This window comes from Flavobacterium ginsenosidimutans, from assembly GCF_003254625.1.
GTDB classification, from domain to species: Bacteria; Bacteroidota; Bacteroidia; order Flavobacteriales; family Flavobacteriaceae; genus Flavobacterium; species Flavobacterium ginsenosidimutans.
The window spans coordinates 22,221-34,565 of sequence record NZ_QJRJ01000057.1 but is presented as its reverse complement, the minus strand read 5'-3'; the positions used below and the strand labels follow the sequence as shown (position 1 = coordinate 34,565).

Here is a 12,345-nt window from a genome sequence, read left to right as displayed (position 1 = left end):
ATAGCGCAATTCTTGATCTTTTTCCATAATGATACTTTTTGTGTATCGCTATTTCAGGACAAGACATACTTTTAATATATAAAACTCCATTCTTATGAATGGAGTTTTTTTTTTGATTTAAACGCTTTTTGAAAGGTGTTTTTCTTTTGTTTTGAAATATTTTAAATCTCTTATTTTTAAAAATACCGTATTTATACGTAAGAAATTATTAAGATGATTGAATTAAATGGATAATTTTAATACTATTTTTTGAAAGTTCATAAACGCGTTTAGTCGTATAAAATGACTAATATTCGTTATTTTAACGAGTATTTTGGTAGGTTGTCGGAAATATTTTCGTCCAAATTCATAATGGTCTAGTTTAGCAGTGTTAAAATGACATGAGTTGTTTAATCCCAAAATCTAACTATTATGAAAAAATTACTACTTACAGTTTTGTTTGTATGTTATTTGAATGCTAATGCACAAACACCAATTCAAGAATTTAACTTTAATGGTACTCTAAACAATACCGCAAACACAATCTCATTTATGGGAACCGATAATTTCGTCACAGATAGGGCGGGAGTTATAAAAGGAGCCCAACGATTAAATAATAAAGCCCTAGAAGCCGTAATCGACAATCTACCACAAGGGAAAAATGCCAGAACAGTTAGTGTCTGGATAAAATTCAATGATATTGCTGCTGCTAATTATATTTGGGGTTATGGAAATCCTTATAATGCGCAATATTTCGGATTATTACATCAAGGAACTACGAATTCAAATTCCGATTTGAGTCTAGCTGCTTGGGGAGCTTCAAATGACGTAATTGTTCCTACACCACTTGAAAAGTATGTTTGGTATAACTATACCATTACATACGAAGGAGCAACTTCTAAAATATATAGAGACGGAAAACTAATAAAGTTTTTAGAAGGAATGACACGTTCTACGAATGGTACTGTGTTTAGATTAGGAGAAATTAATACTACAATTGGTATTAATGCTGATGTAGACGATTTGAAAATTTATGATGTAGCGTTGACTGCAGATCAGGTTAAAGAATTATATGAAAGTGAAAAACCTGTTGTTTCGATCGCTTCAACTGTAGAAAAATCTAAAGCCACATCAGCAACTGTAGTGAAAGGAAAAGTGGTTAAACAGCAAAATAATGCTACAATATTAACTTCAAGTGATGTTAGCGGAATTACAAAAAGTGTTGAGATTTATTCTCAAGGACAAAAAATTGAAGGAAGTAATGCAACAAATATCAGCAGTCTTCCAGAAGGAACCTATTTATTAAAAATCACCAATGCTCCAGCTAAAAAAATCACTTCAAAATAAAGGTTTTCATTTGTTTTTTTAATGTTAGTTTAGTTTCTTACGTTGCTTCGGCAATAACATTTTTGAACTAGTAAAAGAAAAAGCCTTCTGTAATCCAGAGGGCTTTTTTTAGTCTAATTTCCATCCGAAAGTGGTCTGAAATACATAATCATCTTTTGAAGCTCCTTCTTTTGGTTTATTGTCGTAATTATAGACAAAAGAAAGTTTGATAAAAAAATCAAGTGGCAAATCGTATTTGGTGTCTACTGAAAAATCGGTACGAACCCTTTTGCTTTCTGTTAAACTTGGAAAAACATTCACTTTTGACTGAATGCTAAAATCTCCAATATCATATAAATTAAGATCACTGCCTAAGAACATTTCCAAACTTTTATTGGGCTCAGTTGTCTCTGTAAAACGTTCATGGTTAAAAGACAATCCTGCGGCAAGGCCCCAATATTTTTTATTGCTGTGCATGAGATATTTTCCGTAACCAGCTTTTGACACCACACGCAAATCAATATCTTGTTCTGTATTTTTTAAAGTAACAATAGAGAGCGGAATAAAATAATCTCTTGGCAATAAATGGACATAACTCAAATCGGTGTCAATCCTGCGAATCGGTTCGCTGTCATCTTGTATGGATTGGATTTGTTTGTACATTGCCGTTCCGTACCACTTTTTTGCAGTGTATCCTAAATTTACGTTTACAGTTAATTGCTGTAAACTTTGCGCTTTAGTCAATTTGATTCCGGCGTCGAAACTAGCATCGAGTCTGTCCCAGAAACTGTCATCAACGGGTTTTATTCGTACAATATCACTAAGATCAATAATGCTTTTGGTCTGTGTTTCGATATTGGTGATTTCGCATTTGTTGGGAGTTTTGATTTTAGTAATTTTTCCGTTTAATAAATTACCATTGGAAAGATTGATAATATGAACTCTTTCTGAACCGATGCTTTTTACATATTTCCATTCGACTTTAAAATCGTCTTTGCTGTAATCGGTTTCGATCTGTAAGATACCTTTGTTCATTGTTTTTATTTCACCAACAATAATATCGTTGTTTTTCAATACTAAAGTATCACAGATTTGTGCATTGATATTGAAGAAAAATAAAAGAAAAAACAAAAGCAAAATTTTCTTCATACGGAGTTTTATTTATTTGATTATCAGCTTTTAATGTTAAAGTTAGAAATAAAAAAGAAATGTAGGACAGAATCCTGAAAAAATCCTATTGACAGTTAAGATAAATTGTATTGGTGTTTTTTAATGATGGTATTGAATTTCCTAAATCGGCCTTATAAAGCTTTAAACAGATCTTGCGATATTCTTTTTGAGGTAAAAACATCATTTTTGTGAGAATTATTTATTTGTGTGTAGGAATTGTTTGGTGATGCTGAATAAAAATCATAGTTTTAACAAAATTTGTAAAAATAATAACTGAAAATTTAATTGTAAGGTTTGAGCAATCAAATTTTAGAGTTAAAGATATTTACCGTAACTCCAAAACATTCTGAAAAAAAACTACTATGACTATGAAAAAAATATTACTCACATTCATGTTTGTAAATTTTTTAACTGCCAATGCACAAAATCCGGTGCAGGAATTTAATTTCAATGGTAATCTAAACAGCGCCGATAACAGCATTTCATTTGTTGGAACTCCAATTTATGTAAATGACAGAATGGGTGCGCCGCGAGGAGCTTTAAGATTAACTAATAAATCTTTGCAAGCTGTTGTTGGTGAGCTTCCGCAAGATAATAAACCCAAAACAATTTCGGTTTGGGTAAAATTTAATGCTGTAAATATTCCTAACTATATTTTAGGTTATGGTGCAGCAGTAAATGGACAGTATTTTGGTTTAGTTCAGCAGCCAGTAACTGGAGGAAATGCGGATGTAAGTCTAGTAGGGTGGGGAGATAGCAACAATGTTATCGCTTCTGTTCCTCTTGCAAAAGAGACCTGGTATATGTACAGTGTTACTTACGATGGTAATGTATCAAAAATTTACCGAAACGGTGTATTATTAAAAGCGGCTGATGGAATTCAGCGTTCAGCGAAAGGTTATATTTTAAATTTAGGAAAATTAAATACTTCAACCAGTATCAATGCTGATATTGATGATATAAGATTATACAGTGTGGCCATGACAGACGAACAGGTTTTAGAAGCCTATAACAGTTCGAAAGCTGCTCCAGCGAATAATCAAGTTGCTGTATTAGCATCAGCTTCTAATTCATCAGCGAGATCTGTTGGATCACCAGCAAAAGCTTCGGCGCCTGCTGCTTCTTCAGCAGAAACTACTAAGAATGGTAAAATAATCGAGGTCTTCTCGCAAGGAAAACAAATCATGAGTGCTAATGCGTCTAATATTGGCGATTTACCTGAAGGTACTTATTTGATTAAGGTTATCAATACGAACGCGAAAAAGTAAAGTTCTTATTTGTTTTTAATATAATAAAAAAGCCTTCTGAGATTTTCAGAAGGCTTTTTTAAAGTAGTTTATAAATTTAATGATATGCGCTATTTATTATTAAGATTATTAAGGGCATGTTTAAATAATATATTATCCTACTATACCAAATTCTATATCTTCTACTAATGAACCCCATAAATATCCATTATCATTTTTAAATAAATCTGAATCTATTTTCAATAATTCTATTTCTAGATATTTTGCATATTTTTTATGATTAGAATCTTCCCTGTAATTACCAAATTTTTTTTCGGGTATATCAATTGTCCATAAATGATCGTACGTATAAAGTTGTAATACCAAATTTTTAAGAGATTTCGAAATAAAAATTTCATTATCTCTAGTTATTACCCTTGATTTTAAATTTAAAATAATATTAGAATTATAAGATGTTTTGCCAATAATGATTTCAGATTCTGATAATAAAGAAATGTTATCAACAAATTCAAAGTTCAAAATATTACTAGGTAATCCAATGCTTGAAATAATTAATTCTTCTTCTTTAGTTAATTTTTGACTTAAACTAAATTCAATTGCTCTAATAATCAAATTAGAACCGAAATGTTCGATTACTTTATTTTCAATTATCATTTCTAGTTATTTAAAATTATTAAAATCAATGGCTCTTTGATTTAAAGATGCTTGTCTTATTGCTTTTGCGTCGAGATCGGAGCCTTTTCCTGGATAAGGATAGCTATAAATTATTTCTAAATCACGTCCTATTTTGTCCAAAAGCATTTTTGTACAGCCTTGGCCGACGCCTCCACTTTCTAGTTCACATACTTCTAATTCAGAATATATTCTCTTAATATTTTTTGGTGGAATATTTTGTGCTTCTAATGTTTCAAGGGCTAATCTTTCTGCGTGCCTTCCATTATTAGGAATAGTTGTTTGAACAAGTGTTTTTGTATTTCCATTTAGATCTAAATATTCAAAAACAGCAATATTTCCATCGTGCCAAAAATTATTGGACTTTCTGTAACTCATTGCCATTTTTCCTAAATCACCAGTGTCTAAGGGTAACTTTATTACATTTCGGAATGTATTTTTCCACTTTAAATATCCGCCAGCTTTATTAATTTCAGTTAAATTTTTAGAAACTAATTTTAACTCTTCAATGTTAGTTCTTAAGGCAGGAGATTCTTTGCTTAATAGATTCCAAGCATTAAAAATTTCTGGATCTTTAATTGAAGTTTTGAATTCTGCATTAGCTGTTGATAGATCATTTGCTAGAGCTAATACAGGACATATATTGTCTTCACCTTGAGCATATGAAATAAATTGAACTAATAGTATTAAACAAAAAAGGAATCTTTTTAATATATTTTTCATTTATTCTATTTTAAAATAAGTACTTATAAATTGGCTTTCTTTTTTTTGGAGTAGCTCCATTTGTAATTGATTTGAATTATATTCTTGCCCTCTGTAGATCCATCGAAATATATCAGGATAAAGCAATTCGTTAATAATCTTTTTTTTATCGATAATTTTCTGTTCTATCAAATCGTATACAAAACAGGTATTAGAAAATGATTGAACAATTTGTATTTGTGTTGTATTAATAAAAAATGCCCATTCGATCGCAATGTCTTTTTCAAACTTTACTTTGATATTTTGTAAAGTTGAAAGGTCTGTTATAATTAGGCTTCTTTTATTAATCAATAGATGATTTTTTTCATAAAAAAAACTGCCAACTAAACTGTCTTGTACTGTCTTACCATCTTCTCTAAAATAAACCTTCAAACTTACTTTGCTAAAATTTTCCATATCTAATAAAAATAAATCTCTGCAAGGAATAAATGCAAAATTTTTAATAGGATGTTCTGTTTCAATCTTTTCATCGATAAAACACTGGATCTTTTTTTCTGAAAACAATTCTTGCGTTTTATCTACCCCGTTAATTAATAAAGTATAGTATACAAGTTCTTGACCTCTGTTAGGTTCTTCCCATCCAGCATAAACAAATTTTATTTTTTTGTTTACATTTTCAAATTTATATAACTTTTCAATTTTTGTTAGTTGCATCATTTCCTAATCGCAAAAAGGTTTCTTATTATCACTAAATATCTTCCAAGCATCAATGCCATTATCAGGATTTTTACTAACAGCTTTCATTAAAGTAGAGTTACTTTTTAAATCTTGCATCAATGTTTTCACTTCTGTTTCAGGCAAATTTAATGATTTATTCTTGGCAACAATTTTAGCTGCTACATCATCTGTAAATCCTAATGCTTTAAATTCACTTAAAGTATCTGCGCCACTAGCTATAGTTTTAGATATTGTTCTTCCTTTTCCAACCCATGTTGCATATTTACCACTTGGCGATTCCATAACAATTACTTCAACAGATCCTTCCAGTGCTAATTGAGACCATGTTTTTGGATAACCAGTTATAGGATCAATGTCTTTTATTATGAATCGTGATTGTTCACCTTTTCCAACTTTTCCAAACCAAGGAATTGCTCTGTTAGTTTCTATTTCAAATTTTGATGGATCTTTAATTATAATTTGATAATAAAAATCATATTCGTTTCTTTCCATATTTAATGCTCTACTATCAAAGTCATAAGGTTTTCCATTGAACATAGGACTTGTGTAAGCTCCTCCTAAATTTGGTGTCCCGTCAGGAAGGTCTTCAAAAGAACCACTATATCTGTCAAATACTTCATTTTTGTTTGGTACCCTTTTAATTAGTGCTCCATATCCGCCATTTGCGGGTGGCCATAAAGCATTATTTTTAGAGTCAAAATTTATATTATATTCTTTTGCTAAGGCTTCGAGTTTTTCCCATTGGCTTTGCTTATAATTATTCCAATATTGACCCCTAACTGTACTTGGAATTTTTTCTAGGTTTAATTTCTCAATGTAATCTTTATTTAAAGCTTTTTCAAATGCTTTTTGATTAATAAAAAATTCATTATTAACTTTTGCTTTATTTGGATACCACCAAGATTTGAATTTATCTATATCTCCGGCATAATTTTTTACATCAGTCGTTTTTGAGTTTTTCCATAGTTCTTTGAATGCAATGTAGTCGTCATTGTAATGAACTATATCATCTAATTCTTTTAAAATAGCATCATTTGCAAGTGCAAAATCTTCAAAGAACTTAGTTTTTAGAGTTGAATCTAATGCATTTACTTCACTTTTTAATAATGCAAATTGAGATGATTCTAGTCTAGATGATAATGTTGCAGGTCCTAATAATTTTGGAGTAGCATAAAAGTATCCTCTATTATTTAAGTCTTCTACAATGCTCAGTGCCCCTGTTGTCGTTTGCCCTGCTTTATCTATATATGATAGTTTATCAAATGTGCTTACAATTTCTACATTTTGAACATTAGTTGGTTGCCATTTTATATTTTTTAAATTGACTATATTTTTTGAAATCGTAACTTCTGCAACTGCCGGACTTGCTACTTTTCCATTGTTTAATAAAATAGTTCCATTATCAACTGTTATATCTATAATTGAAGAAAGACTTTGATCAATGTTTTGACATTTTAGTCTAGCTTCAGTAACTAGATCATACATTTTTTTAACGACTCTCACTTCATCGGGGTTAAGAGTTCCTCCGTTCATTGCAGTAGACATTGTTTCTACTAAGTTATCAAGTGCGTTTAAATGTGCTAGTCTTTCCGTTTCATTTAAATTTTGAAAATCTGCAACCAAATTTTTAATGCTGCTTCGCATTACTCTTACAGTTTCAATATATTTTCCTTCTCTAACCGCAAATTGAAAAACTCCTCGTGTTAAATTTGTTAATCCAGAAACGGCTTTTGGTAAATTATAGATTGCATATACAGCATCCCAGATGGCATTATATTTTGGACTTATAGCACCTGGATTATTATAATTAGTTGCTGTTATAAGTATGTCTGCGGAAACCATTGTTAATTCTAGTGTTAATAATGATCCACCACTTGTAAATGGAGCTAAAGCTATAGCAACCCCATCAGCTACTAATCTAAATAAGATTGCATCATTATGGTCTTCTACAGCATTAATCATCCAGTAAGCATAAATTGCAGGAACGGCTAAAAGCCCTTTTTTGAATTGTCTACCATCTACTGTAAAATCTTTGGGAATCTCTAAGACAACATAATCATATGGGGCGAGATCAAAAAGATGTTGTATTGGATTTTTTGGGTCTTTTGAATTTATTACTTGATAACTACAATTAAATAGAATTCGACTTGGGTTACTCAATAATTTAGTAGAAAGCAAATGATATTCTAGTACAGCACCATTATTTGAAACCACGTTAAAAAGTCCTTGATCATAGAACATGAAGTATGGCTCTTTTCGAACTTCTGTTAAAGGAGGAATCGTATTGTATTTGTTACTAACTTCTAATGCTAAGTTATTTGCATAACCATTTGGAATTTTATTGTAAACTAATGTTTTGTAGAAAATGTCTTGAACGAAAAATTTTCTCTCTTTTCCATCCAATATTTTATAAACGCTCCATAATAAGCTATAATTATTTTTTTGTAATTCTTCAGTTATTCCATAACGATCATTTACATGAATGAAGAGATTTAGAAGAATTTCCTCAGATTTATCAAACATTGAATTATTGTTGATTGCTAAATCAATCAGATTTTTTCTTGTTTCATTAGATATGCTTTTCCAGAAAACAGGAATCATTTTAAATTTATCACTTACGGACTGGTTTGTTACATATTCATAATAATAGCTTTCATCAAAACCAGTAACAGATTCAGGGACAAGATTTTTAATGAAATTGTATGCAGCTGAATCATCTTTAGGAATTAATCTATCAAGATCAAGGTTATTGATAGAAAACATAGCCATTAATCCTTGATAGAAAGATGTATAGTTCTCATTATCATATGGATTAATAGAATGATCATGTAATTCTTTGTTTAAATTGATAAGAATCTCATGATTATTAGCAGACAATAAATTGTAGAAATCAGGTACATTTTTTGAGTTTATAGCAACCATTACCCTTAAAAGGGCAATTTCTTGATCATTTTTAATTTCAGGAGATAAGCTTAATTGTTTAAATGCCTTCTTTATATTTTCCCAGCTTACTTTTCTTAAGGCAGAAATACAAACTTGCTGGTTTACAATTAAATCGACTAGTTCTGTATTTGTAAAACTTGATTTTGCAAATAGCGTAGTAAGTTTTTTCTCGTCCGCTTCAACAATATTGGGCTGACATTTATTTTTGTCATTGTTAATTAAATCTACTAACGAATTAACTACAGTACATGAAGGATCGGCAGAATATAATGCTACGGTAATAAAATTATTATCCTTTTGAAGATACTTTTTGATTTGTTCAATTACATTTTCAGTAGTTGCGTTTTCAGGTTTTTTCCAGCCATAAATTGTTTTTCTACTGTAAGAACATTGGTCATTCAAAATTTTAATGACTGCATCGCCGTTACTCTCTAAAGAAATAGGATATGGCATTTTATCCCCGATATTTGTAACGCGGTTATAATCATTATCTCTATAAGATAGCTCATATACTACTTCTTTTCCTGACACTTTTCCAATAAAAGTTGCAAGTAATTTTTTAGTTTCAGTTTGGTGTAAATTAAAACCTGTAATTAGAAAAGGAACTTTTTCAGAAAGCTGAGCTACTAATATATTTCCACTAGCAGCTTCATTTTCAGTTACTTTAAAAATATTTCCAAGTAAATCAAGTTCATTAGCTTGACGATCAGCCCCAGAAGAACTTTTCTGGAAACCATAGAATTTCCATCCACCGCTATGAATAATATCCCAATCGTTATGTGATAATACAGTACCATTCCCATAATCCATTAAGAGATCCGTTTTTCCTGATTCAGTGTCAGTAGAGAAAGGATGTTTAAGACCAAAAACACCATGCCCAAGCTCGTGAGCAGCAGTTTTTAAATTATTGTCAAATACAAAAGCATATTGACCTCCAAGTGGCATAAAACCTTTATATCCATCTTGCCCTGGTCTACCAGTGTAAATGATGTAATATGTTTCATCATCATATTTAAGATTACTCGCTTCAATCTGATTTATTATATTAATTTGTCCATCAGTATACACATTCATAATTCCGCTGTCTCCACAAGGAACTATGTTAGGTAGAGTCGTTATATTGACATTTTGTGAAGTTACATTGAACTTAATTCCTGCTTTATTATAAACGTCATTAAGGAATTTTTCCGCATCTGCAGTACTTGGTGCATTTGCTCCGTTGACACTTAAAATAGTTATATTAATTGAAGGTTTTTGAGTTAGATCCCAAAGGTTTATTTTACCAGCAATATCAGATTTACCAGCAATAGTTTTACTAGGATCATTTGGATCTTTTTCTTGTGCTCCTTTTACTGTAGCAATGATACTATGTTTAGCAAAATTAAATTTCTTACTAATCTTTATTTCTACTTTCGTATCACTGATTTTTTGTGTAGCGACTTCTTCACCAGCATTAGTTTTAAAAACAACATCATCTAATGTTTTACCATTTTTAAATTCAGCCTCTGCAATAATGAAATCAAAATCATCACTTAAGTCAGATATTGCTTTATAACTTACCTTATATGTGCCTCCCGTTTTAGTAGGGATGGTTTCATAAGATTCTAAAAGCTTTTTAGGCCCATCTTTTGGCTGTGGATCAAAAGCGTATTTGGCATTAGTTCCATTTGAAAAAGTAATTTTAACATCTGAAGAAGATATTTGAACAACTTCACCACTGCTAGATATACCATTGGTATTTGCAGCGGTTGCTTTTCCGCCTTCAGCTGGATTTGAAACAGTAGGTTCACCTTTAGCTTCAGCTGGTATCGTAACAGTTTTTCCGTCTTTATCAGTATAAACTTGATCGTAAGAAGATTTTGGAAGAACAGTGACAGCGCCATTAGTTCCTTTTATTGTAGTACTTCCGTCAGGATTTAATGTTACTGATTCTATTACATAATCAAGCTTGCCTTCAACTGGTTTTCCATCGCTTCCAAATACATCTTTAAACACGCCATCAAGATCAGCCATACTGCTCCAATTCGGATCATAGGCTGCTATAATCTCTCCAGAAATCAGTTTAAAATCAGTATTTAAACCAATACTGTTGAATGTAATCCTGATACGAGTGTTTTCACTTATATTTACTTTAGCACTTTTTTCGTTTTCTTCTTTATCTTCTGCGCTTTGTGCAATAAGTGTGTCAGCTGCATCAATAAGCTGTCTAAATTTTTCGATAAAAGGAAGCGTTACATAACCATCACCAGAAAAAGTTCCGTTGCTTCCAGTTGCATGTAAAACCACAATAGGGAAATCTCCCGCTGCGATAACATCATTAGGCAAAAGTTCTTTCAGCGGAGTAGTGTTTGCTAAATCTGCTGGATCTGGTTTTAAGCCACAGCCTTGAAAAGCAATTTCATCTCTTACTAGAGTATTAAATTCTTTAACTGTACTATGAGTGTATTTGCCAACTTCACAAGATGCACCTACAGTATATTCGTAAGTAGTATTAGGTTTAAGATTGGTAATAGTAAGGTTTTCTCTTGGAGTTACCACTTTATACCATTCCGAATCTGCATTTTTTTCACGGTAGTTTACCTGATAATCGAAGTTATCGATACTTCCTGACCAAGAAACTTTAGCTTGATTTTCGCTTATTCCGTCAACGTTTATGGCAAGTGGTGCTGTACAATAGGTTTCGTAATCGAATGAGAAGATTTCACTATATCCATTATTCTTAAAAACACCAATTTCTTCGGCTCCTTGAAGGGCTTTTGCTTTTATTCTCCAAGCATATTTTTTACCAGGAAGTAATTGCGGTTCTGAAACGCCATATTGTAACGTAGTCGAACGTGTTGTAGTTGTAAAAAGAGGAGGTGAGTATAAAAATGCATTTTGAACTGGAGTATATTTATCCCAGATTTCTACCAAAGAAAATTCATATTCAACGTTGCTGACATTGATTTGTCGTGGCGTCCAACTGAAAATAATGTTCTGAATATTCTGCTGCATTATAGAAGCATTATTCAGAGGAAGATTTAGAAACGGCGGATCATTTTGGAAAATAATTGTCGTTACACTGGTTTTCTTAGAAAGCTTTTTGTTGGTCGCAAAATCATAAACCTCAACAGAAAAATTATAAATACCTTCAGGAAGTGCCTGAGCGTATTGGTTTGGATTGATTCCAAGGAGATTTTGATATTCAAAGTATGGTGCTAAATCTACATTGGTTAACTGAAGGGGCACACCGCCTTCTAGATAAAGATCACGTGCTCCAACCACAAAATCGTTTGTTGTTAATGAAATAGATTGTCCTTGGAAATAACATTTTAATCGAATCTGGCGATTAGAAATCGTTAAATCGTTTAAAGAAATCTGCACTTTGATTGGACTATTTATGGTAGTCGCATCGGCATAATTGCTTAAATAGATTGGCGATGGTTGCGAAATTTGCGTGCTTATTGTTACTGGATAAGTTTGTGCTATACCAGAAACCATTGCAGAAAGCCAAAACCCAAGGGTTAGAAATAGTTGATATTGTAGTTTTTTTAGCATTTGGGTGTTTTTATAACTATTATACTTTAAA

Annotated in this window: 7 protein-coding genes; 2 read left to right on the top strand and 5 right to left on the bottom strand. The window is 31.4% G+C overall.

Features of this window, described 5'->3' with window-relative positions:
* Window positions 1–411 precede the first annotated feature (411 nt).
* Window positions 412–1,326, top strand: coding sequence for a LamG domain-containing protein (locus tag DM444_RS00520; RefSeq protein ID WP_111282977.1), 915 nt, complete (start codon window positions 412–414; stop codon window positions 1,324–1,326).
* Window positions 1,327–1,434: 108 nt separating this feature from the next.
* Here DM444_RS00520 and DM444_RS00515 read toward each other — a convergent pair whose 3' ends face one another.
* Window positions 1,435–2,454 (bottom strand): DUF481 domain-containing protein, encoded by a 1,020-nt coding sequence (locus DM444_RS00515; RefSeq protein ID WP_111282975.1) that lies wholly within the window; start codon window positions 2,452–2,454, stop codon window positions 1,435–1,437.
* Window positions 2,455–2,843: 389 nt separating this feature from the next.
* Between DM444_RS00515 and DM444_RS00510 the strand changes: the two genes are divergently transcribed.
* Complete coding sequence (locus DM444_RS00510) at window positions 2,844–3,743, top strand: LamG domain-containing protein (protein WP_239455547.1); 900 nt, start codon at window positions 2,844–2,846, stop codon at window positions 3,741–3,743.
* A 132-nt stretch (window positions 3,744–3,875) separates the two neighbouring features.
* Here DM444_RS00510 and DM444_RS00505 read toward each other — a convergent pair whose 3' ends face one another.
* Genes DM444_RS00505 through DM444_RS00490 form a run of 4 tightly spaced genes read right to left on the bottom strand, consistent with a single transcriptional unit; the run spans window position 3,876 to window position 12,314 of the window.
* Window positions 3,876–4,376, bottom strand: coding sequence for a hypothetical protein (locus tag DM444_RS00505; RefSeq protein WP_111282973.1), 501 nt, complete (start codon window positions 4,374–4,376; stop codon window positions 3,876–3,878).
* Between the two features lie 6 nt (window positions 4,377–4,382).
* Window positions 4,383–5,117, bottom strand: a complete 735-nt coding sequence (locus tag DM444_RS00500) for a nucleic acid/nucleotide deaminase domain-containing protein (protein ID WP_111282971.1) — start codon at window positions 5,115–5,117, stop codon at window positions 4,383–4,385.
* Window positions 5,118–5,813, bottom strand: coding sequence for a hypothetical protein (locus tag DM444_RS00495; RefSeq protein ID WP_162614888.1), 696 nt, complete (start codon window positions 5,811–5,813; stop codon window positions 5,118–5,120).
* 3 nt (window positions 5,814–5,816) lie between these two features.
* Window positions 5,817–12,314 carry a fibronectin type III domain-containing protein gene (locus DM444_RS00490; protein WP_111282967.1) on the bottom strand — a complete coding sequence of 2,166 codons (6,498 nt, stop codon included), beginning with the start codon at window positions 12,312–12,314 and terminating at the stop codon, window positions 5,817–5,819.
* Window positions 12,315–12,345 lie beyond the last annotated feature (31 nt).